We start from the raw sequence: 20982 nt of genomic DNA, 5'->3' as shown, positions 1-20982 counted from the left end.
GAGCGATACCCACCACCCGCATGCCCGGACTCATTACGCAGCACACGGAAATACAGTACCTCCACCCGGATAACCTCCCATGGTAGTCTTCCCGCCATGACAGACCGCACCGATTTCTTCTCCCAGGCGTTTTTCACGATCGCCCGCGCGATTGCCGAGGTGGGGGCTTCGACTTCGCTAAATAGAGAGGTTTCATCTTGGGCTAAGCCATAGGATAAACGCGTGAAGCGCAGATGCCCGGCGCTTGCCCTTGGGACTGCTGAGGGAAATCGCAGTGCGGTTTCAAGACCCTCAACAGCCCTAATGCCTTGCCAGGCTTGAAAACATCGCCTATAGGCCCGCCTTCAGAAACGACGGCGCAAGGCCGTACGTGTCAGCTTCTTACCTCTTCAGAGATAACAGAGAGGCGGAGTCGAGGGCGAAAGGAAAAAACATGTCCAAATCCACCATTACGTTCAATGTCGAGCTGCGCGAGCGCGTAGGCACCGGCGGTTCCCGTGCAGCACGCCGCGAAGGGCTTGTCCCCGGCGTTCTCTATGGCGGCGGCGACAAGCCGGTTGCCATCAGCCTGAAGCGCAACGAAGTGCTGAAAGCCATCGAAACCGGCCACTTCCTGTCCTCGACCGCGACTCTGGTCCACCAGGGCAAGAAACAGCTGGTGATCCCGCAAGCGATCCAGATGCACCCTGTCTCTGACCAGCCGATGCACGTGGACCTGTTCCGCGTCAGCGCCAACCAGCAGATCAAGGTTGAAGTTCAGGTTCACTTCCACGGCGAAGAAGTCTCTCCGGGCCTGAAAAAGGGCGGTACGCTCAACGTGGTTCGCCACACGGTCGAACTGCTCGTGCCGGCTGGCAACATTCCAGAATCCCTGGACGCAGACGTGTCCACGCTGGAAATCGGCGACAATGTCAAAATCTCCGACATCAAGCTGCCGGACGATGCCGAACCGACCATCACAGACCGTGACTTCACCATCGCGACCATCGCAGGCCGTACGGCTCAAGCCGAGACGACCGATGAGGATGGCGATGAAGAGGCCACCGAAACCGAAGCCGCTGCTGACGAAGACAACGGCGAAGACGAAGCGGAAGATTGATCCGCTCATTCTGGTCCCGCGTGTCCGGCCTGTTAGGGCTGGGCACGCAGCCAGCCCCTGCTATACCGGATGAGGGAGGCAAAGCCGTGCTCATTCTTTCAGGTCAGGGAAACCCCGGTGAGAAGTACGCAAAGAACCGGCATAATGCCGGTTTTCTTGTTTTGGACTTCATCCACCGCGAATACGGGTTTCAGCCCTGGCGTTCCAAATTCGAGAGCGAAATTGCCGAAGGGGTGATCAACACCTCCAATGGCCGCGAGAAGGTTTTGCTCGTCAAACCCCAGACCTATTACAATGAAACCGGCCGCGCCCTGTCCAAGGCGGTTCAGTTCTACAAGCTGAACGCCGAAGACGTTGTCGTACTGCATGACGAGATAGATCTGGCGCCGGGCCGTCTGCGCATGAAGCAGGGCGGCGGGCATTCCGGCAATAACGGCATCCGCTCCATGATCGCGCATCTGGGTGAAACCTTCCGCCGCGTACGTATCGGCGTCGGCCATCCGGGCGACAAGTCAAAGGTCATGCCCTATGTGCTGGCAGACTTTTCAAAGGCTGACAGCGAATGGTTCGAGCCGATGGCAAAGGCCATTGCGTCTGCCCTGCCCTTCCTGGTTGAGGGAAATGACGAACGCTTCCAGACCGAAGTCATGCGCCTTGCCCCTGCCCCAAAGAACGATCCCAAGAAGACCGCGCGCTAGGGTCGTAAGGCCTCAGGCATCCAGTTTCGTGAGGATGGCGGCCTCGGCGGCTTCCGCCATGGCGACCGCGCCGACTGTGCCATGCGCCGGAACCGGGCTGCGCGCGAGCCCCAGACAGGCCGCATAGAAACCGCGGTCTGCCGCGCCCAGAGGGTCTGGCAGCTCAGCAGCAATATCCACACGCACATCATAGGGCGTCGTGTTCTTCAGCTGGCGCGTCAGGAAGTCGATGGAGATCTCCCCTGACGGATAGACCACATGCATGGTGCGCTCACGCGCCTCTGCCGCGCGGCTGGCGCGAAGACGCGCAACACCGCCGCTGGCATAGGTGAACTGCGCGCTCGCCTCATCGATATGGTCGGAATGCACCCGCTTGCCGCTGGCCATGACGCCGGTGAACTCATTGCCCATCATCATGGCGGCAAGGTCCAGATCATGGATCATGAGATCCCAGATCACGGAGACATCGCCCGCGCGATTGTCAGGCGCAGGTGGCCCGGCCCGGACAGATTCGATCAACAGCGGCGTTTCCTCAATCGCGAGCACACCCATGGCACGCGCCACAAAGCGCTCCTGATGGCCCACCTGAAGGATACGGCCCCGCGCGGCGGCCTCATCGGCCAGATCCCGGGCGGCCTTGCCATTCAGCGCCAGCGGCTTTTCCACCAGCACATGGCAATGCGCTTCAATGGCCTGACGGGCCAGTTTTTCATGCCATGTCGCAGGAACGGCGATCACGATGGCATCACAGGCCGCCAGAAACGCTTCAAAGCTGTCAAAGCCCTTGGCACCAAACTGTGCTGCAACGCGGTCCGCGCGCTGCAAATCCAGATCATAAACGCCAACCAGCTCTGTCTGGGCAGAGGCGGCGGCCTTCTGCGCATGATAGTTGCCGAACACACCGGCGCCAGCGACGCCTACCTTCAAAATCGTCATGTCAGGTTTGCCCTCTTGCCCACCTTAAGACACTGCATCGCCCGGTGCTGCAAGCCCTGCGGGCACGCCAAACTGAGAAAGACTCGCCGCTTTCCTGACAGATGCCCCTTCACTTCGGGGTGGGCCAAGGCCACTTAGAAGCTAGAAAATCAGCAGGAAGGAAACTCTCATGGCCAATATGACTTCAACAGAATGGGCCCTCGCCGAACGTCCCGTCGGCATGCCCAAACTCTCCGACTTCCAGAAAAAGACTGTCGATGTCGCCGCCCCCGGTGATGGCGAAATCCAGGTGCAGAATGAGTGGATGTCGGTCGACCCCTATATGCGCGGCCGCATGTATGACCGCGAAAGCTATGTTCCGCCGTTCCAGATCGGCGAGACCATGCAGGGCGGCGCCGTTGGCCGCGTCACGGCCTCCAACCACCCTGATTACAAGGAAGGCGATCTCGTCTCCTCCATGGCAGGTTGGCGTACGGCCTGGACAGCAAAACCGGAAGCCGTCATGGCGCAGAAGCTGCCGGATGTCGGTCTGCCGGAAAGCGCATTCCTTGGCATTGCGGGCATGCCGGGCCTCACCGCTTATGCAGGTATCCTGCGCGTGGCTGAGCTGAAAGAGGGCGACACGGTGTTTGTATCCGGCGCCGCAGGCGCAGTGGGCTCAACCGTCGTACAAATCGCCAAGATCAAGAACTGCACCGTCATCGGCTCTGCCGGGGGCCAGGAAAAGTGCGACTTCGTCAAATCCCTCGGCGCAGACCATGTGATCGACTACAAGGCCGCCGGTGGCTTCCAGGGGCTCGTCAAAGCGCTGAAGGAGGCTTCTCCGAAAGGCATCGATGTCTACTTTGACAATGTCGGCGGAGACCATTTGACGGCTGCAATCGAGTGCGCCCGTCCGATGGCGCGTTTTGCTGAATGCGGCATGATCGCCCAGTATAATGAGACCGGCCAGCCAACTGGCCCGCACAACATTATCCAGGTCGTCGGTAAACAGCTGAAAATTCAGGGCTTTATCGTCTCCACCCATGCTGACATGCAGCCCGCCTTCTTCAAGGACATGGCCGAATGGATTTCATCAGGTCAGGTGAAATACGAGGAGACGGTCATGGAAGGAATTGATAAGGCACCCGACGCGTTCCTTGGTCTCTTCAGTGGGGCCAACAAGGGCAAAATGCTTGTAAAATTGGGGTAGTCATGTCGCGTCTGTTTGATGCTTACATAATGGTAGACTGGAGTGCTGCATCGAAACCGGTGACCGGCAAGAATTCCATATGGATCGGAATTCTAGCGCGGGATGCCCGGCTGAAGTTTCAGTACCAATCCACCAATATCGAGACCCGCCTGAAGGCGCGGGAGTTTCTCAATGGCATCATCACCAAGCTGACAGGGCGCGGAGACCGCGTCCTGCTCGGCTTTGACTTTGCCTTCGGCTATCCCGCCGGAACAGCTGAAGCCCTGGGCCTCGACCTTTCAGAGAAGGCCCCCTGGCAGGCCATGCATGCGCATCTGGCCTCCAAGCTGAAGGACAAGGCAGACAATTCCAATGCCCGCTACGCCATTGCGGCCGGCATGAACTATGCCGTCTCGAAGGGACCGTTTCCCTTCTGGGGCGCGCCAGCCCGCGATGTCGTGTCGACTCTGTCTGACAAGAAGCCGGATTTTGAGGGCCAAAGCCTTCCGGAATTCCGGGAAATCGAGACCTATCTGCGCGCAAACAAGATGGGCCAGCCAAAATCGGTCTGGCAGCTCGCCTATACCGGCAGTGTCGGCAGCCAGTCGCTGACCGGCATTCCGCACGTGCATGGCCTGCGTGAGACGTTCCCCAACTCTCGGGTATGGCCGTTCGAGTTTCCGGATGGCGAATTGAATGATGAAACGCTTGACGGGATCAAGGTCGTGATGACCGAAATCTACCCCTCCCTGATCAAGGCAAAACCGGAAAAAGGCGAGACGCCGGACGCAGCCCAAGTCCGCGAGATTGCCCGTCATTACTCAGAACTTGACGAAAAAGGGCAACTTGGAGCCCCTATTTCCACAAATAATTCGCTTGACGATGGAAAAATGTCGCAAATTCACTCTGAAGAGGGGTGGATTCTCGGCACATAGCCCGTCTTTATTGGGAATCCGGCATATTCATGTGTTACGAATCGTGGGTATGTCGCACCAACGGCGTGGGATCGCCGTTTAACTTAGAGGAGAACCCCTATGAACAAGGGTGAACTTACCAAGGCTGTTGCAGCTGAATCCGGCCTGTCGCAAAGCGACGCTGGCAAAGCTGTTGACGCCGTATTTGAAGCCATCGCCGGCGCCGTGAAAAGCCGCCAGCAAGTGGCTATTGCCGGCTTCGGTACATTCTCGGCCAAAACCCGGAATGCCCGCACCGGCCGCAACCCGGCAACGGGTGAAGAAATCAAGATCCCGGAAAAGACCTCGGCCGCTTTCAAGCCGGCCTCGGCTCTGAAAGACCTCTAGGATTTCCTGCGGGGCAACCTAGCCCTGTCTAGCGGAATTCAAACGGCGCGCTGGCTTGCCTGGCGCGCCGTTTTCCATTCCAGGAGAATGGTCTGCAGCGATCCGGCCGTAAACACGCCCAGCATGACACCCAGCATCATGCCTGTGGCCCCGCCTTCGCGCACAATGCCCAGCCAGTAGCAGGCCGGTATCATCACCAGGAAGAACGATCCGATGTGGATCACGCTGGGGCTCCAGATCACGTCCTGCGCCCTCAGGGCAAAGGAGGAGGTCGCCTGAAGGCCGTCAAACATCGTTGCAACGGCAGCATAGGCCAGGAGGCTCGCAATGGCCGGTGCCAGCTGCACGCCATTCATCACCGCTGTATCGCGCACGAGAAGCCCCGCTAGCGTATCATTGAACAGCACAACCAGTGCGCCGAGGATCAGGCCCATCAACACTGTGGCAGCCACCCCTAGGCGGCCAGCATCGCGGATCTCCGCCACATTGCCTCGCCCATAAGCCTCCGCCACACGTACACTCGTTGCAGAGGCAATGCCCAGATAGAACATGAAGCACAGCCCCATGAGCTGGATGGCATAGCCATACACCGTATTGGCCGCTAGGCTGATCCAGGTCGCGATGATGTAGGTCAGGTTGAAGCCGCCCCACTCCGCGATATTGCTGATGGCCGTGCCCGAGCCAACGGACAGCTGTTTGCGGGCCTCATTCGGCGCACCCTTATGCGCAGACTGTGTCAACGCCGGGGTCAGGATCAGGACCAGCACAAGCATCACCAGCGTCAGCGCCCAGCGCGAGCCCGTGGTGGCCCAGGCCACGCCTTCTGCCCCCATCGGTTCAAAGCCCCAGAAACCACCGACGAGTGCCAGGTCAATTCCCAGATTGAGGAACACGCCAAAATACATCACTGCTGTTACCAGCAGCGGCCGGCGCAGCGCTTCCAGATAATAGCTGCAAACGGTCGAGATCATGAAACCGACAAGGCCGAAGGACAGGATGCGCGTCACATGCGCAACCGACGACGCCACAAGCGCAGGGTCGGCCTGATCCACGGCGTCAGTCTTTGGCGCGATGTCCACGAACAGCCAATGGAACAGGGCCCCGGCCGAGAAATAGACGACCGCCATCAGGACGATGCCCAGCACCACACTGGTCACAAAGCCCCGCCGGAAGATGCGGCCGCTTTCGCCTTCGCGACCAATGCCGAGAAGCTCGGACGTCAGAACCTGCACCCCCAGAAGAATGCCGATGCCGAGCCCCAGCGATACGCCCATGGGCAGCCAGGAGTTCAGGATATAGGGCAACTCGCCAGGCGCAAATTGTCCGAGCACGATCGCATCCGTCACGCCCATCAGCATCTGCGACATGCGCGTGAAGGCAATCGGCACCGAAAGCCGAAGCAAATCTCCAATGTCAGCTGGCCTCGCCCAGGCAGGCCAGCCCAGGCGAAACATACGCATGGAACTGTCTTTCTTATCCTGCCTTACGGGCCTCAGAAGTGCCCGGCACATTCACGGCCTGCAGCTTCTCTGCGATCATGAAGGCCAGTTCAAGGGCCTGCTCACCATTTAGGCGAGGATCACAATGAGTGTGGTATCGCGATGACAGGTCCTCTTCAGAGATGGCCTGTGCGCCGCCGATACATTCGGTGACATTCTGGCCAGTCATTTCGAAGTGAACGCCGCCCGGATAACAGCCCTCAGCCGACAGAACGTCCACAAACTGACGAACTTCAGACAGGATGCGATCCACCGGACGCGTCTTGAAGCCGCTATCGGTTTTCAGTGTGTTGCCGTGCATCGGGTCACAGGACCAGACGACTGTGCGGCCGCTTTCCTTCACGGCGCGCGCCAGCGGCGGCAAGCCTTCTTCCACGCCTTCGCTGCCGAAGCGAGAGATCAGCGTGATACGGCCGGCTTCGTCATTAGGATTCAGCGTATCAATCAGACGCAGCAGCTCGTCGGTTCCCATGCCCGGTCCACACTTGATGCCGATCGGGTTACGGACGCCCTTGCAGAAATTGACGTGCGCATGATCCACCTGGCGGGTGCGGTGACCAATCCACAGCATGTGCGCAGACGTGTCGTACCATTCGCCAGACGTGGAATCGATCCGAGTCATGGCTTCTTCATAGCCGAGCAGCAGCGCCTCATGGCTGGTGTAGAATTCCACCTGGGACATTTGCGGGATCGTGTCCGCGTTCAGGCCAACAGCCTGCATGAAGTCCAGAGACTTGGAAATCTGGTCGGCCAGCAACTCGTAGCGCTCGCCCTGCGGGCTGCGATCCACGAAGCCCAGCGTCCATTTGTGAACATTGGCCAGGCTCGCATAGCCGCCATTGCTGAACGCACGCAGCAGGTTCAGCGTCGCCGCCGACTGTGAGTAGCCCTGAACCAGGCGCTCAGGATCCGGTACGCGGCTCTGCTCGGTGAAATCCATGCCGTTGATGTTGTCACCGCGGTAGGAGGGCAGCGTAACACCATCAATCGTCTCGGTCGGAGACGAGCGCGGCTTGCCGAACTGGCCCGCGATCCGGCCAACTTTGACCACCGGCTTGGAGGCCGCAAAGGTCAGCACGACCGCCATCTGCAGAATCACGCGGAACGTGTCGCGGATATTGTCCGGATGGAATTCCTTGAAGCTTTCGGCACAATCCCCGCCCTGAAGCAGAAAAGCCTTGCCTGCGGCCACATCGGCCAGACGGGTCTTCAAACGACGTGCCTCGCCCGCAAAGACAAGCGGCGGAAAGCTCTTGAGCCTCGCTTCAACTGCAGCAAGCGCAGCAGCATCCGGATAATCCTCCGGAATGTGCTTTGCTGGCAGATTGCGCCAGTCTGACGGGGTCCAGGTCATATTTTTTACTCCAATTGTGGGCCGCATTAATCACATGGCAGGCACACACTCAAGTTTCACCATAATTTCACAGCACAAAGCTGGTGGAATCATATCCCGGGCCTTTAGAAACAGGATAGAGCTGACGTCACGAAAGAAAGCCACACGCCGCCATGTCGCACGTCTTCATCAGCCACTCTGCCAAGGACTTTGACGCTCTGCTTGAGCTTCACGAGGCCCTGCGCGCGGAATCCATTCCGGACTGGTATGTCCCGAATGATGGCGGCTCGCGCGACCTGGCCGATCAATCGATTGATGATGCCTTTGCCATGATCATTCTGGTGTCGGCGTCTTCGGTACGGTCAAAATCCGTACGCAAGGATGTTGAGCGCGCGAAGGCCCGCGGCCTGAAGCTGATACCGTACCAAATCGACAAGGCGCGCATGAACGGCTTCTTCAAGCATGAGGTTCAGCCGCACCTTCGCTATTCTTCCACCATGCCGGACGGGATGGAAAAGCTCGTGGCGGAGACCAAGGCGGCCTACAAGCGCAAATGCCCGGTCATGGCGGTGATGAACCTCAAGGGCGGCGTCGGGAAGACAACCGTCTCCAGCCAGGTGTTCGGGGCTTGGCAGGGCTCACTTGGCGGGCGGATCCTGCTGATTGACCTCGATCCGCAATACAACCTCACCCAAACCTTCTTCGAGATGGACATTGCCGATGCCAGCGCAGCGGCCGACAAATCCGTCATCTCTCTGTTCGAACGCTCACGCATTCATGCGCGCGATGCCTCCAGCCCGGCAGAATCCTGGCTGACGCTCTCGATTGAGCCATTCGCCCCTGCCCCGCGCGAAAAGCTGATGCATGATCTGATGGGTGAAGGCAGCCCCGGCGGGCGACTGGATCTGATCTCCGGCCAGTTCGAGATTTCGAAATATGCCTTCGCGACAGACGGCGCGGCGCTGGCCCGCATCAAGCAGCACTTCCTGCAAACGGTCGAGCGCTATCGCAGTGAGTATGATCTGATCGTCTTCGACACGAACCCGAACGCGACCTTCCTGACGCGCTGCGCCCTGGAAGTGGCAGACCGGGTGCTCGCTCCGATGCACTCCGATGTTTACTCACTGCGCGGCGTGCGCCTGCTGAACCAGGTGATCAATGAGCAGATCGAGCCGGAAAAGCGCCCGGACCTGTCCATCCTGTTCAACGCGGTCAGCCGGTCCGAACAGTCGAGCTTTGAGGCAGAAGCGCGCAATGGCACCTATGATGGCAAAGCGGGCTTCGCGCTCTCCAAGGCTTTGCTGAAAGCAGCCCTGCCACGCTCAGGCCATTTGCAGGTAAAAGCACCGCAGGAAGACCAGCCCGCCTGGAAGCAGCTGGTCATACATTCCGGTCGAGGCGGAGGCCTGAAGCCCATTCGTGAGAGCCTCAAGGCCATCGCCCTTGAACTGAAGACCTTGCTCGAAGCCTAGCTCGTCACTTCAGGCACATACTTCTGACGCATCGTGACGATTTCCTCGCCAGAGGAAGGATGCAGCGCGCATGTGCGGTCAAAATCCGGCTTGGTGGCGCCCATCTTCACGGCAATGCCGATCATCTGAATCATCTCGGCGGCATCATCGCCGACAATGTGCACCCCCAGAATGCGCTCATCCGACTGACGCACGACCAGCTTCATCATGGTACGGGTCGGGTCACCATTCAGGGCGTTCTTCATCGGCTTGAAGCGCGTCTTGTAGATATCGATCTCGCCGTGTTCCTTGCGCGCTTCAGCCTCTGTCATGCCGACCGTGCCGACTTCCGGCTGCGTGAAAACAGCGGTCGGAATGTCATTATGGTCGAAATGCCAGGGCTTGTCGTAGAATTCGGTTTCGGCAAAGGCGTGACCTTCGCGGATGGCAACCGGCGTCAGCGCCACGCGGTCGGTCACATCGCCCACGGCCCAGATGCTGTCGACATTGGTCTTTGACCACTCGTCAACGATCACGGCGCCATTGTCGTCCAGCTTGACGCCAGCCGCATCGCAGCCAAGGCCTTCCGTGTTCGGACGGCGGCCCACGGCCATCATGACCACATCGGCGTCAACATGCTGACCATTGCTGAGCGAGATATGCAGCGGCAACTCTTCGCCTTCGCGCTTTTCAATCTTTTCGAACACAGCCTTTGTGATGACGTGCACGCCAGCCTCTTTCAGGCCTTCATGCACTTCAGTACGGACGTCTTCGTCAAAACCACGCAGCACTTCATCGCCGCGATAGACGAGGCATGTATTCACGCCGAGCCCGGCAAAGACATGCGCGAACTCCACGGCGATATATCCGCCGCCGGCAATCACCAGATGCTTGGGCAGCTCTTCCAGCTGGAAGATGCCATCGGAGGTGATCGTATGTTCGATACCCGGCAAGTCTTCCTGTGACGGTCGCCATGGCGTGCCGCCAACCGCAATGAGAATCTTCTTAGCGGTCACCGTCTTGCCGCTGTCCTTCAGGCGCAGCGTGTTCTTGTCGACAAATTCCGCGCGCTCTTCGAACAGCTCCACGCCAGCATTCTTCAGATTGCGGGAATAGATGCCGGACAGCCGGTCCACTTCGGCATGCATGGCGGTGGCAAACTTGCCATGATCATAGCTGACCTCGCCAACAGACCAGCCATAGCCATCTGCCTTGTGGATATCCTTGCCGTACTTGCTGGCATAGACCATGAATTTCTTGGGCACACAGCCGCGCACCACACAGGTGCCCCCCATACGGTATTCTTCCGCCAGGCCAACCTTCGCGCCCGTCAGGGCCGCCAGACGGGCCGCACGGACACCGCCTGACCCTCCGCCAATTACGAAAAGATCGAAATCATGTGTCGTGTCGGTCATGGGGAGGTCCTTGAATTCCTGGAATGTACGCTCCCCATATGAGGGGCGATCAGGAGAATTCAAACACTGTTGCGCCATTCTCATTGCCGATGATCACCGTACGGGTCAGGCCGATGAACAGGCCATGCTCCACAACACCGGGGATATTCGACAATCTGGCGGCCAGCGCTTCTGCATCCGGAATGCGCTCACAATGGCAATCGAGGATGTGATTGCCGCCATCTGTCACCAGCAATTCCTGGCCTTCCATACGGCGCAGGGAGACGCGCGGCTTGTCGATGCCGGAGGCGACCAGAACGTCATAGACGATCTTCGCCGTGATCGTGTAACCGAACGGCGTCACCTCAACCGGCAGCGGGAATGCGCCTAGACGCTCAACCTGCTTTGACGGGTCTGCAATCACGACCATATGGTCGCTCGCATTGGCGATGATCTTCTCGCGCAGCAGCGCCGCGCCACCGCCCTTGATCAGTTGGCCCTGCTCGTCGACTTCATCAGCGCCGTCGACCGTCAGATGAATACGCTCCACCTGCTCGAACGGGATAAGCGGCACCCCCAGGCTCTCGGCCAGGCGGCGGGTCTGTTCACTGGTCTCGATGCAGCGCACGACCAGACCATCCGCAACCTCATCGGCCAGCAACTCGACGAAATACTTCGCCGTGGAGCCTGTGCCGAGCCCGATTGTCATGCCGTCTTCGACGTATTCCATTGCAGCAATCGCCGCGTTCTCTTTTTCCAGCTCGTTGGCCATGCCCGATCAACCCTTTTTCTTCGAAGCCTTTTCGGCCGCTTTCCGTTCACGGAATTTTGCGGCCCAATTCTGATACTCTGTCTGTCTGCTTCGGCCGACGGCCAAAGCATCTGAAGATACGTCCTTTGTGACGACACTGCCGGACCCGACAATCGCCCCGTCGCCGATCTCGACCGGCGCCACGAGCGACGAATTGGAGCCGATGAAGGCCCCATCCCCGATTTTTGTCTGGTATTTCAGGAAGCCATCATAATTGCAGAAAATTGTGCCGGCGCCGATATTCACATGCGCGCCGATCTGCCCGTCACCCAGATAAGACAAATGGCTGGCCTTCGCGCCTTCGCCGAGATGCGTATTCTTCACTTCCACAAAATTGCCGATGAAGACATCCTTGGAAAGGTCCGCGCCAGGGCGCAGCCGCGCATATGGGCCAACCGAACTGCCAGGACCGACTTTGGCCCCTTCAAGATGACTGAACGCCCGGATGACCGCGCCGGAGTGAACATGCACGCCTGGACCGAACACCACATTCGGCTCCACGATCACATCCGCCTCCAGCACCGTATCATGAGAAAACCAGACTGTGTCCGGAGCAATCAGCGTGACGCCCTCAGCCATCATTGTCTTGCGGCATCGCGCCTGGAATATTGCCTCGGCCTCAGCCAGGTCTGCCTTGGAGTCACAGCCGATCAGGTCTTCCTCATCACACCGCACCGCCTTGCAGGTGAGCTTTTCACCGCGCGCCAGCGCGACCAGGTCGGTCAGATAATACTCGCCCTTGGCATTTTCATTGGTCACATTCTGCAGCAGGCGGAACATTGTCTTTGCGCCGCCCGCCATGACACCGGAGTTGCAGAGGCGCACCGCCAGCTGCTCCGGATTGGCCTCGCGCGCTTCGACAATCGCCTCCAGGTCTCCGCTGCCAGACGTGATCAGCCGCCCATAAAGACCCGGCTCTTCCGCCTCAAAGCCCAGCACGCCAATCGCCGCGCCACCTTTCAGGCTGTCAAACAGGTCTTCAATAGCCTCTGCCGGCACCAGCGGGCTATCGCCATATAGAACCACCAGGTCTCCCTCAAAGCCCTCAAGCGCCTCCTCGGCGCAGCGCACAGCATGGCCAGTGCCCATGGGCGGGTCCTGATAGGCGATGCAGTCTGCGCCCAAAATGGCCGTGACGTGTTCGATCAGAATATGCTGAGAGGGATGCGCAATCACCACGATGCGCGAACAGCCTACACGTCGGGCCAGATCGATTGACCAATCCACCATCGGACGGCCTGCAACCTTGTGCATGACTTTCGGCAGGTCGGATTTCATCCTGGTCCCCTTGCCAGCAGCAAGGATGATTGCAGCGCGATTTCTGGCCAGATCGTTCACTTGTGTCGCCCTCTCGCTTTCCTGTCTCCTTTCGCCTAGACCAAAGGCCGATTCAAGGCGAGTGGCGAAAAGGGATTAATGACAGGGATGAGAGGACAGTTTGAGGGATACACCATCGTCTTCGATCTGGATGGAACGCTGGTGAATACAGCTCCTGACCTTCTCGAAGCTCTGAACCATGTCCTGACCCGCGCGAAATTTGCTCCCGTGACACTGGAAGCAATCGCCACCATGATCGGTCACGGCGCCCGCGCTATGATCGTAAAGGGCATGGAAAACCAGGGTTACTCGCCTGCCGGGGAAGAACTGAACCAGTATTTCGCCGATTTTCTGGAATATTATGCCGCCCATATATCCGATCATTCGCACCCCTTCGAAGGGGTAGAGGCGGCCCTGGACACGCTGGCGGAACAGGGCGCGGTGCTGGCGGTCTGCACGAACAAGAAACAGCATTTGTCAGACCAGCTGCTCACAGCTCTTGGACTGGCGGAGCGGTTTCAGGCGATCGTCGGGGCCGACAGTGTTCCGGCCAGCAAACCGGATGGCGATCACATCCTGCGTGCTGTGAAAGCTGCAGGCGGCAGAACAGATCGCGCGATCATGGTGGGAGACTCCCGAACAGACGAAAGGGCAGCCCGGAATGCCGGACTGCCCTTTGTTTTCGTACCGTTTGGTTACGAGGAGGAAACGCCAGATCAGATCGGACCTGATGTGGTCGTGGACCACTATTCAGATTTGGTGTCCGCCTTGTCTGACCTTATTGGCTAGGCCGTCGCTTCGCGAGGACGGTAGCTCGGACGCGCAGCGCCCGTTTCATTTGCAATACGGCGACGGGGCATACCGTTTACCATGTTGCTGCGTACATCAGTGCGAGCTGAGCGCATGGCCGGAACGAAGCCTGCGTCGATCAGGTCGACGTCCACTTCATAGCCACGCTCTGCCCAATAGGCACTAATTTTCTCACGCAGGCGCTTTGCGCCTTCTTCGTCACACCAGTCTTTCATTTTTCTCTCTCTCCAGGCTCTACTGTAATCGAGGCCTTAAGCCTCCGCCTGTCCTTCTTATGTTTGATAACGCGACCCTTTTTGCCGGGCCGTCGCTGTATGACCGATACATGACGATCTTTTGTGGATTTCTCAAGACCAAATTCGAATGAAACTCGCGTAAGGTTTCAAGATGAACAACTGTTCATCATGAATGGATATTCATCTTCGTGATAACGCAAACAAGGCTGCCCCGAAATACGTATGAAATAGGCAAAAATCTGCCAATCCATTGTAACTAAATCATGGGACAGGGGCTGAATTTCTTGCAAAGCCGCTGAAAAGCCATTCAGAACGACATCGGCAAAATCGCATAGGTGCGACAACAAGTCATGCGTTCCGATTTTGTGCAATGCACCAATCGTTTGGGAATCAGCCGCCTCAGACATCCGTGCTTGACGTAACCTCAAGGGCAGATTACGGCACCTGCTTCACTGATTGGGGCGATTAGCTCAGTGGTAGAGCACTGCCTTCACACGGCAGGGGTCAGTGGTTCGAACCCACTATCGCCCACCAGTCATTTCTCGCACTGCTCACATTTCAGGCTGGCACGCAGCGCCAGCCCGCGCCCGGCCTCAGGGCTCCTGAAATGATCCGGAATTTAGTAGCCCTCCTCATCACGGCGTCCTGATCCCTATCGGAACTGTCGCGCAGCTTTACCCGCCCAATTCAGCCTGACTGCTTAACCACGTCCCTGACACTGCCCCATAGCCGCGGGGGCGAAGCACAGTATAAGGCGATGCGATGAAAAGGCTGTTTCGTTCCAAACCTGTCACCATCCTTCTGGGCACCCTGATCTGGGGCTGGATGACACTTGTCGCACGCACAGTGCGCTGGAAGGTCGAAGGCATTGAGCCAGCGCGTCAGAGTTGGAGCGAAAATCAGGGCGTTGTCGTCGCCTCCTGGCATTCCCGCATCATGTTGCTGCCCAGCGGCTGGATCCGGCACATGAGGCATTGGCCGGGGCCAATCCATAAAGGTGCCATGCTGATCTCCCTGTCACCAGACGGAGAGGCCGTCACCCGCGCCATTGGCCATCTGGGGATTCACGCCATTCGCGGTTCCGCCGCGAACAAGAAGAAGGCCAAAAAAGACAAGGGCGGCATCAAGGCCGTGGCCGAAGCCGTGCGCCTGTTGCGCAGCGGAACGGGCGTTTGCATCACACCAGACGGCCCGCGCGGCCCCGCTGAAGTGGTCAGCCCGGGCGCGATCATGATCGCCCAGCGCGCCGGCGCCCCAATCCTGCCCTACGCCCTGTCCGTCAAACCGGCCAAGCGCCTCGGCACCTGGGACAGGTTCATTATTCCTTTCCCGTTTGCACGCGGGGCCATAGTCTATGGCGAACCGCTTGCGACGACGCGCGACGCAGACCCGGCAGAGCTGCAGGCAGAATTGCAGAAACGTCTTGATGCCGCGACTCAGAGGGCCGACATGCTAGCGGGCTATTCGACAGACAATTCGCCGGTGACCTCCGCCTGATGACCCTTGGACTAAACCTCTATCGTACTGCGACCAGTGCCCTGGGGCCTTTCCTGCCGGGCATTCTGAAGCGGCGTGCCCGGGCCGGGAAGGAAGACATTGGCCGCCTGAATGAGCGTCTTGCGCGCAACATGCCGCGCCGCATGGCAGGCGGACCGCTGATCTGGCTGCACGGCGCCAGCGTGGGCGAGAGCCAGTTGCTGCTGGAACTGGGCCACCGCCTGCTAGCGGAGCGCCCAGACCTGATGCTGCTGTTCACCAGCCAGACCCTCACCTCAGCCCGCCTGATCGGACCGGCCCTGCCGGACCGCGGCATTCACATGATGGCGCCACTGGACACGCCCGCCATTGCACGGCGCTTCATCCAGCATTGGAGGCCAGACCTTTGCATTTTCGGCGAAGGCGAAGTCTGGCCAAACCTCATTATGGAAGCTGAAAAGGCCGGGGCCAGGCGCGCGCTGGTCAATGGCCGCATGACGGATGAATCCTCAGAAGGCTGGCAGAAATTCCGCGGCGCATTTCAGCAACTGGTCGGCAAGTTTGACGTGGTACTGACAGCGGATACGGACACTGCCCGCCGCCTGGAAGTGCTGCTGGGCAAGCCGGTTCAGTCGACCGGCAATATGAAGTCTGCCCTGCCCCCGCCAACGGCCAGCGACATAGAGATCCGGCGCCTGCGCGAGAATTTTCTCACCGCGCGTCAGTGCATCCTCGCCGCCTCCACCCATCAAGGCGAAGAGGCAATCTTTCTGGATGCGATCAAGCAGGCGGGCGACGCCGCACTGATCATCGCCCCGCGTCATCCGGATCGCGGTGACGAGGTCGAAGCCCTGCTGAAGGATCGCGGCCTGACCTATGCCCGCCGCTCTCGCGGGGAAATCCCGACGCCACGCACCCGCGTGCTGTTGGCCGATACGATGGGCGAAATGGGCATCTGGTATCGCCTGGCGGACTCCGTCTTTCTCGGTGGCGGCCACGCGCCGGACGTGGGCGGGCATAATCCGCTGGAGCCGATCCGCCTCGGCCGACCGGTTGTGACAGGCCCGGACGTGTTCAACTTTGCCGCCATGATGGATGATCTTGAGAAACGCGGCCTGATCCGCCGCCTCAAAACGCCCAAGGCGATCGGCAAGGCGTTGCGCACGATGGAGCCGCCGTCCGATGAAGCCCTGGCCGCCCTGACGCGCGAGGCCGATGCCCCGATGACGCTAACCCTGCAGGCGCTGATCCCGTTGCTGCCGGAGCCGGGGCTGCTGCAATGAAGGCGCCGCACTTCTGGTCAGCCGGGTTGGACCCGAGGTCTCGTGAATCCGCCCCGCTGACCCGCGCCTTGCTGACACCACTTGCCGCTCTTTATACTTGGGGCATCCGCCGAAAATTGGCGCGCGCCACTCCCGAGACACCGGCCATCCCGATCATTTGTATCGGCAATCTGACAACCGGCGGCGTGGGCAAGACCCCAATCGTCGAAGCCATTCGGCAGCGCCTTGAGCAGCGCGGTCTTCGCGCCGCCAGCCTTTCACGTGGCTATGGCGGATCAGAGCGCGGCCCGCTGAAAGTTGATCCCGGCCGGCACACGGCCGCCATGTGCGGGGACGAGCCGCTTCAACTGTCCCAGTCTGGCGAAAGCTGGATTGGTGCAGACCGTCCGGCCGCAATTCGGGCCATGGCGGCGAATGATGTCGCGGTGGTCATCATGGATGACGGCCATCAGAACCCCAGCGTCAACAAGACCTTATCTTTCGTCGTCATCGATGCCGCCGCGCCTTTCGGAAACGGCCATGTGCTGCCCAAGGGCCCGCTGCGCGAACCGATTACCGATGGCCTGGCCCGCGCCGACGCCGTGATCCTGATGGGAGAGGGAGACCTCCCCGCGCAAGTCGCGGCCTCCGGCCTGCCGGTGCTGCGCGCGAAACTTGTTCCATCAGCCCCTCCTCCATCCGGGCCGCTTGTCGCCTTTGCCGGCATTGGCCGCCCAACCAAATTCTTTGACAGCCTGAAAGAGTGGGGCGGCGATGTCCGCGACGCCGTCGGCTATCCCGATCACCACACCTACAGCGCCAGTGACCTGACCTATCTGCGCCGCCTGGCCGCAGACCATCAGGCTCAGCTGATCACCACGACCAAAGACCATGCCCGCCTCTCAGCGACCGAGCGGCAAGACATCCTCGACTTCCCCGTCAAAGCTCAGTTTGACCAGCCTGAACGCCTTGACGAACTTCTCTCACCGGTTCTCAACTCTCTCTGATCATGCCCGACTCGTCTTCCAGCTATGTCCGCCCGAAGGATATCGATAACCGCGCCAGTTTCTGGCAGCGCGTCCAGTGGCGGCTGGAGACCATTGCATGGGATCTGATCTATTGGGGCCCGATGAAGCTGCTGGGGCCGGACAAGGCATCCGATTTTGGCGGCTGGCTGCTGAAGAAGATCGGTCCGCGCCTGTCCCAGCACAAGACGACTTTGCGCAATCTGAAACTGGCCTTTCCGGACTGGTCCGAAGAGAAGATCCACGACACCGCAATGGCCTGCTGGGAAAGCGCCGGGCGCACCGCCGGGGAATTGCCGCACCTGCCCTCAATCGATCCGTACACATCCGGACGCGTTGAACTTGTCGGGCTGGATATCCTCGACCGCATCCGCGACAGCGACAAGGGCGCGGTCTTCGTGTCTGGCCATTTTGCGAACTGGGAGATCATGCCCGCCACGATCACCCAGCGCATTCCCGACGCGGTGATGACCTACCGTGCACTGAATAATCCGCATATTGACCGCCGCATTGCGGAGCTGCGCCATGATTATGGCACTACGGTCAATGCGCCCAAGGGCATTGGCACGCGGGAGTTGATGCGCGCCCTGTCCCGCGGTGCGCCGGTCGCGCTGATGAATGACCAGAAATTCAATGAGGGCATTTCCGTGCCCCTGTTCGGTCATGAGGCCATGACCGCCCCCGGCCCGACGCGCCTCGCCCTGAAATATGGCGTGCCCATCGTGCCTGTCTCGACAGAACGTACCGGCCCGGCCCGCTTCCGCGTGGAATTCCATGAGCCCTTTGTGCCTGAAAACACCGGGAATACCGATGCGGATATTCGCAACAGCGTACTGCGCATCAATGCATTCATTGAAGAACACGTTCGCAAGGCGCCCGGCCAATGGTTCTGGCAACACCGCCGCTGGCCCAAGGACGCCTGGAAGAAAGCCGGCATCACCTGATCCTGTCATGTTTGCCCGCGCTAGCGGTGCGGCTCTTCCCAGTCGGCGGGCGGCACATGACGCCGCTGCAAACGGATCGCCAGGCCCAGCGACACGCCTACGCCGATGGCAATCGTCAAATCTGCCACAACGGTCAGCACCAGCGTGATCAGCATCAGCGCCAGATCTGCCTTGCGCATGGAAAGATAGCTGCGCCATTTGTGCGGCTCGCTCATGTTCCATGCGGTCAACAGCAACAGACCCGCCAGTGCAGGCATGGCCAGATACCCCGCCAGCGGCGCCGCCAGCATCATGGCCAGCAGGATCGTCACAGCATGCACCATGCCCGCTACCGGCGTCTTGCCTCCGGCATTCACATTGGTCGCTGTGCGCGCGATGGCGCCCGTGGCTGGCATGCCGCCAAACAGCGATGAGCCGATATTGGCAAAGCCCTGCGCCAGAACCTCAGCATTGCGCCGATAACTCCCCCCCGTCATCCGGTCTGCCACCATGGCGGACAAAAGGGACTCAACGCCCGCCAGAAACGCAATGACGAACGCGGATGGCAACAGCTCCACCACGCGATCCACGCTAAAGTTCGGCACATGTGGCATAGGCAGCTGGCTGGGCAGCGCACCGAACCGACTGCCAATCGTATCGACGGGCAGGTTCAGCAGCGCCGCTGCGGCCGAAGTCACCCCCACAGCCACAATCAAGCCCGGAAACTTCGGTGCGATCCGGCGCAGCACCACGATCAGCACCATGGTCGCCAGGCCTATCGCAAACGCGTGGGGCGTGAACGTCTCCCGACCGCCCCACAGGGCGCTCAGCTTGGCAAAGAATTCAGCCGGTAGATGCTGCACCGTCAGCCCGAACAGATCGCTCAGCTGGCTGGTCGCAATGATAATGGCAATGCCGATCGTGAAGCCGTTCACGACGGCTTCCGGGACAAAACTGATCAGATTGCCTGCCCTTAACAGGCCTGCCGCAATCAGGATCACCCCGGCCATGAAGGTGGCCAGCACCAATCCGTCATAGCCATGCGCCGCCACGACCCCGAAGACGACAACAATGAACGCGCCCGTCGGCCCGCCAATCTGTACGCGGCTACCGCCTAACAAAGAGACCAGGAAACCCGCCACGATCGCCGTGATCAGGCCCTTGCCAGGGTCTGCCCCCGACGCAATCGCAATCGCCAGGCTGAGTGGAATGGCCACTAGCGCCACCGTCATGCCGGCAAAGGTGTCGGACATGAACGCCGGCCAGCTATAGGTCTTCAGCGTCGTGAGTATCTTCGGTTTCATGGGCCCCTGCGCCTTTCGCGCTCAGCATAGGCCCCTCACCGGAACATGAAAATAGTCCGGAACCGCATCTTTATGTCGCGCGAAAGCCTAGCCCGCAGCCCCCGTCAGGAAGGAGCGATTGATCCGCAGCGCGGCATCCAGAAGCTTTGGCACCAATTGGCTGCGCATTTCATCTACTGTAAACCGGACCGACGGACAGCACGCATTCAGCGCCGCGATGACCCGGTTGTTCATGTCGCGGATCGGCACGGAAAGAGACCTCACGCCAGCCTCAAGCTCCTCGTCCACAAGGGAATAGCCGAGCTGACGAGTCTCAAGTATGGCCTCACGAAGCCTCACCGTCGTGCTGACCGTGTTCGGTCGGTGCTGCTTCAGCTGCACGCGGGCAAGATACTGCTCCAGGGCCTCGTCAGATTCATATGCCAGAAGAACGCGCCCGGTCGATACGGCATAGGCTGGCAAGCGATTGCCGACATTATAACTGACTGACATGACCCGGTCCGGCGTTGACCGCGCAAGATAGGTGACATCATCCCCGGTCAAAACAGCCGTAAAAATGGATTCCTGCGTCGCCTGTGTCAGCTCATTCATGATCGGCTGCACGACATCCAGAATACCGACGGATGACAAAGCCGAATAACCGAGCTGCAACACCTTTGGCCGCAATGAGAAGACGCGGTCATTCTTCTCAGCATACCCCTCCTTGACCAGCGTCAGCAGAATACGCCGGGCAGATGCGCGCGTCATGCCGGTCGCCTTGGCCACTTCGCTGAGTGTCATCCGGGGGGTATAGCGTGTAAACGAGCAGATCACATCCAGCCCTCGCGCGAGCGTGGCTACATAGTCCCTGTCGCTATCTTCACTTATTTCGAGAGTGGTTTTCTCGGGTTCGTCTGAATTGCTGTCAGCAGGCATGTCCGGCATTCTTCCTGAAGT

21 protein-coding genes and 1 tRNA gene are annotated in these 20982 nt (G+C 59.6%); 12 read left to right on the top strand and 10 right to left on the bottom strand.

What is annotated here, in order from left to right:
• Positions 1 to 433: 433 nt before the first annotated feature.
• Both HY29_RS16770 and pth read left to right on the top strand, forming a co-directional pair.
• Positions 434 to 1099: a 50S ribosomal protein L25/general stress protein Ctc gene (locus HY29_RS16770; RefSeq protein WP_034799130.1), complete on the top strand. Its 666-nt coding sequence runs from the start codon at positions 434 to 436 to the stop codon at positions 1097 to 1099.
• Positions 1100 to 1185: 86 nt separating this feature from the next.
• On the top strand, positions 1186 to 1797 hold the full coding sequence (pth, locus tag HY29_RS16765; protein ID WP_034799200.1) for an aminoacyl-tRNA hydrolase: 612 nt from the start codon (positions 1186 to 1188) through the stop codon (positions 1795 to 1797).
• Positions 1798 to 1809: 12 nt separating this feature from the next.
• Here the strand turns inward: pth and HY29_RS16760 are convergent, their stop codons facing one another.
• On the bottom strand, positions 1810 to 2733 hold the full coding sequence (locus HY29_RS16760; protein WP_034799128.1) for a Gfo/Idh/MocA family protein: 924 nt from the start codon (positions 2731 to 2733) through the stop codon (positions 1810 to 1812).
• Between the two features lie 169 nt (positions 2734 to 2902).
• On the opposite strand from HY29_RS16760, the gene HY29_RS16755 reads away from it, so the two are divergent.
• The 3 genes from HY29_RS16755 (at position 2903) to HY29_RS16745 (ending at position 5205) form a co-directional block, all read left to right on the top strand.
• Entirely contained in the window at positions 2903 to 3925 is a 1023-nt protein-coding gene (locus HY29_RS16755; protein WP_081811474.1) for an NADP-dependent oxidoreductase, read from the top strand.
• Between the two features lie 2 nt (positions 3926 to 3927).
• On the top strand, positions 3928 to 4839 hold the full coding sequence (locus HY29_RS16750) for a hypothetical protein (RefSeq protein WP_034799125.1): 912 nt from the start codon (positions 3928 to 3930) through the stop codon (positions 4837 to 4839).
• A gap of 99 nt (positions 4840 to 4938) precedes the next feature.
• Positions 4939 to 5205, top strand: coding sequence for an HU family DNA-binding protein (locus HY29_RS16745; protein ID WP_034799123.1), 267 nt, complete (start codon positions 4939 to 4941; stop codon positions 5203 to 5205).
• 38 nt (positions 5206 to 5243) lie between these two features.
• Here the strand turns inward: HY29_RS16745 and HY29_RS16740 are convergent, their stop codons facing one another.
• A complete protein-coding gene (locus tag HY29_RS16740; RefSeq protein ID WP_034799122.1) occupies positions 5244 to 6665 on the bottom strand; it encodes an MATE family efflux transporter in 1422 nt (473 codons plus the stop codon).
• Between the two features lie 13 nt (positions 6666 to 6678).
• Positions 6679 to 8058, bottom strand: a complete 1380-nt coding sequence (locus tag HY29_RS16735) for a class II 3-deoxy-7-phosphoheptulonate synthase (protein WP_034799120.1) — start codon at positions 8056 to 8058, stop codon at positions 6679 to 6681.
• 152 nt (positions 8059 to 8210) lie between these two features.
• Here HY29_RS16735 and HY29_RS16730 point away from each other — a divergent pair, with 152 nt between their 5' ends.
• On the top strand, positions 8211 to 9509 hold the full coding sequence (locus tag HY29_RS16730) for an AAA family ATPase (RefSeq protein ID WP_034799118.1): 1299 nt from the start codon (positions 8211 to 8213) through the stop codon (positions 9507 to 9509).
• Here HY29_RS16730 and gor read toward each other — a convergent pair.
• The 3 genes from gor to glmU are packed head-to-tail and all read right to left on the bottom strand — an operon-like array spanning position 9506 to position 13031.
• Positions 9506 to 10903 carry a glutathione-disulfide reductase gene (gene gor, locus HY29_RS16725; RefSeq protein ID WP_034799116.1) on the bottom strand — a complete coding sequence of 466 codons (1398 nt, stop codon included), beginning with the start codon at positions 10901 to 10903 and terminating at the stop codon, positions 9506 to 9508. The genes HY29_RS16730 and gor overlap by 4 nt on opposite strands.
• 49 nt (positions 10904 to 10952) lie before the next feature.
• Positions 10953 to 11654 carry a ribose-5-phosphate isomerase RpiA gene (gene rpiA / locus HY29_RS16720; protein WP_034799114.1) on the bottom strand — a complete coding sequence of 234 codons (702 nt, stop codon included), beginning with the start codon at positions 11652 to 11654 and terminating at the stop codon, positions 10953 to 10955.
• A gap of 6 nt (positions 11655 to 11660) precedes the next feature.
• Positions 11661 to 13031 (bottom strand): bifunctional UDP-N-acetylglucosamine diphosphorylase/glucosamine-1-phosphate N-acetyltransferase GlmU, encoded by a 1371-nt coding sequence (gene glmU, locus HY29_RS16715; RefSeq protein WP_034799111.1) that lies wholly within the window; start codon positions 13029 to 13031, stop codon positions 11661 to 11663.
• Between the two features lie 78 nt (positions 13032 to 13109).
• On the opposite strand from glmU, the gene gph reads away from it, so the two are divergent.
• The gene (gene gph, locus HY29_RS16710; RefSeq protein WP_034799107.1) at positions 13110 to 13799 is read left to right on the top strand and encodes a phosphoglycolate phosphatase; all 690 of its coding nucleotides are present in this window, start codon (positions 13110 to 13112) and stop codon (positions 13797 to 13799) included.
• On the opposite strand, the gene HY29_RS16705 is transcribed toward gph, so the two are convergent.
• Together HY29_RS16705 and HY29_RS16700 are read right to left on the bottom strand one after the other, a co-directional pair.
• Positions 13796 to 14035 (bottom strand): hypothetical protein, encoded by a 240-nt coding sequence (locus HY29_RS16705; protein WP_034799106.1) that lies wholly within the window; start codon positions 14033 to 14035, stop codon positions 13796 to 13798. The genes gph and HY29_RS16705 overlap by 4 nt on opposite strands.
• Positions 14036 to 14202: 167 nt before the next feature.
• Positions 14203 to 14463: a hypothetical protein gene (locus tag HY29_RS16700; protein ID WP_034799105.1), complete on the bottom strand. Its 261-nt coding sequence runs from the start codon at positions 14461 to 14463 to the stop codon at positions 14203 to 14205.
• 52 nt (positions 14464 to 14515) lie between these two features.
• On the opposite strand from HY29_RS16700, the gene HY29_RS16695 reads away from it, so the two are divergent.
• From HY29_RS16695 to HY29_RS16675, 5 genes are all read left to right on the top strand, one after another.
• Positions 14516 to 14590, top strand: a tRNA-Val gene (locus HY29_RS16695).
• 228 nt (positions 14591 to 14818) lie between these two features.
• Positions 14819 to 15553 (top strand): lysophospholipid acyltransferase family protein, encoded by a 735-nt coding sequence (locus tag HY29_RS16690; RefSeq protein ID WP_034799104.1) that lies wholly within the window; start codon positions 14819 to 14821, stop codon positions 15551 to 15553.
• Positions 15553 to 16815, top strand: coding sequence for a 3-deoxy-D-manno-octulosonic acid transferase (locus HY29_RS16685; RefSeq protein WP_034799103.1), 1263 nt, complete (start codon positions 15553 to 15555; stop codon positions 16813 to 16815). The genes HY29_RS16690 and HY29_RS16685 overlap by 1 nt, the downstream gene beginning before the upstream one ends.
• Positions 16812 to 17801: a tetraacyldisaccharide 4'-kinase gene (lpxK, locus tag HY29_RS16680; protein ID WP_051601698.1), complete on the top strand. Its 990-nt coding sequence runs from the start codon at positions 16812 to 16814 to the stop codon at positions 17799 to 17801. Before HY29_RS16685 ends, lpxK begins: the two co-directional genes overlap by 4 nt.
• A gap of 2 nt (positions 17802 to 17803) precedes the next feature.
• Positions 17804 to 18763, top strand: a complete 960-nt coding sequence (locus HY29_RS16675; RefSeq protein ID WP_051601696.1) for a lysophospholipid acyltransferase family protein — start codon at positions 17804 to 17806, stop codon at positions 18761 to 18763.
• 20 nt (positions 18764 to 18783) lie between these two features.
• Here HY29_RS16675 and HY29_RS16670 read toward each other — a convergent pair whose 3' ends face one another.
• A complete protein-coding gene (locus tag HY29_RS16670; RefSeq protein WP_034799094.1) occupies positions 18784 to 20046 on the bottom strand; it encodes a SulP family inorganic anion transporter in 1263 nt (420 codons plus the stop codon).
• Between the two features lie 87 nt (positions 20047 to 20133).
• Complete coding sequence (locus HY29_RS16665) at positions 20134 to 20970, bottom strand: IclR family transcriptional regulator domain-containing protein (RefSeq protein ID WP_206741992.1); 837 nt, start codon at positions 20968 to 20970, stop codon at positions 20134 to 20136.
• Positions 20971 to 20982: the final 12 nt, after the last annotated feature.

It is taken from the genome of Hyphomonas beringensis, from assembly GCF_000682755.1.
Lineage (GTDB): Bacteria > Pseudomonadota > Alphaproteobacteria > Caulobacterales > Hyphomonadaceae > Hyphomonas > Hyphomonas beringensis.
Note: the sequence above shows the minus strand (reverse complement) of the source record. Positions and strands in the feature narration are given on the sequence as shown.

Excerpts from the sequence above, each read along its gene's own strand:
- HY29_RS16760 (WP_034799128.1), bottom strand. The coding sequence starts at position 2,733 with ATGACGATTTTGAAGGTAGGCGTCGCTGGCGCCGGTGTGTTCGGCAAC.
- HY29_RS16770 (WP_034799130.1), top strand. The coding sequence starts at position 434 with ATGTCCAAATCCACCATTACGTTCAATGTCGAGCTGCGCGAGCGCGTA.
- HY29_RS16700 (WP_034799105.1), bottom strand. The coding sequence starts at position 14,463 with ATGTCTGAGGCGGCTGATTCCCAAACGATTGGTGCATTGCACAAAATC.
- lpxK (WP_051601698.1), top strand. The coding sequence starts at position 16,812 with ATGAAGGCGCCGCACTTCTGGTCAGCCGGGTTGGACCCGAGGTCTCGT.
- HY29_RS16705 (WP_034799106.1), bottom strand. The coding sequence starts at position 14,035 with ATGAAAGACTGGTGTGACGAAGAAGGCGCAAAGCGCCTGCGTGAGAAA.
- HY29_RS16670 (WP_034799094.1), bottom strand. The coding sequence starts at position 20,046 with ATGAAACCGAAGATACTCACGACGCTGAAGACCTATAGCTGGCCGGCG.
- HY29_RS16735 (WP_034799120.1), bottom strand. The coding sequence starts at position 8,058 with ATGACCTGGACCCCGTCAGACTGGCGCAATCTGCCAGCAAAGCACATT.
- HY29_RS16740 (WP_034799122.1), bottom strand. The coding sequence starts at position 6,665 with ATGCGTATGTTTCGCCTGGGCTGGCCTGCCTGGGCGAGGCCAGCTGAC.
- gph (WP_034799107.1), top strand. The coding sequence starts at position 13,110 with ATGACAGGGATGAGAGGACAGTTTGAGGGATACACCATCGTCTTCGAT.
- HY29_RS16685 (WP_034799103.1), top strand. The coding sequence starts at position 15,553 with ATGACCCTTGGACTAAACCTCTATCGTACTGCGACCAGTGCCCTGGGG.
- HY29_RS16675 (WP_051601696.1), top strand. The coding sequence starts at position 17,804 with ATGCCCGACTCGTCTTCCAGCTATGTCCGCCCGAAGGATATCGATAAC.
- HY29_RS16755 (WP_081811474.1), top strand. The coding sequence starts at position 2,903 with ATGGCCAATATGACTTCAACAGAATGGGCCCTCGCCGAACGTCCCGTC.
- gor (WP_034799116.1), bottom strand. The coding sequence starts at position 10,903 with ATGACCGACACGACACATGATTTCGATCTTTTCGTAATTGGCGGAGGG.
- HY29_RS16690 (WP_034799104.1), top strand. The coding sequence starts at position 14,819 with ATGAAAAGGCTGTTTCGTTCCAAACCTGTCACCATCCTTCTGGGCACC.
- HY29_RS16745 (WP_034799123.1), top strand. The coding sequence starts at position 4,939 with ATGAACAAGGGTGAACTTACCAAGGCTGTTGCAGCTGAATCCGGCCTG.
- HY29_RS16750 (WP_034799125.1), top strand. The coding sequence starts at position 3,928 with ATGTCGCGTCTGTTTGATGCTTACATAATGGTAGACTGGAGTGCTGCA.
- rpiA (WP_034799114.1), bottom strand. The coding sequence starts at position 11,654 with ATGGCCAACGAGCTGGAAAAAGAGAACGCGGCGATTGCTGCAATGGAA.
- HY29_RS16730 (WP_034799118.1), top strand. The coding sequence starts at position 8,211 with ATGTCGCACGTCTTCATCAGCCACTCTGCCAAGGACTTTGACGCTCTG.
- HY29_RS16665 (WP_206741992.1), bottom strand. The coding sequence starts at position 20,970 with ATGCCGGACATGCCTGCTGACAGCAATTCAGACGAACCCGAGAAAACC.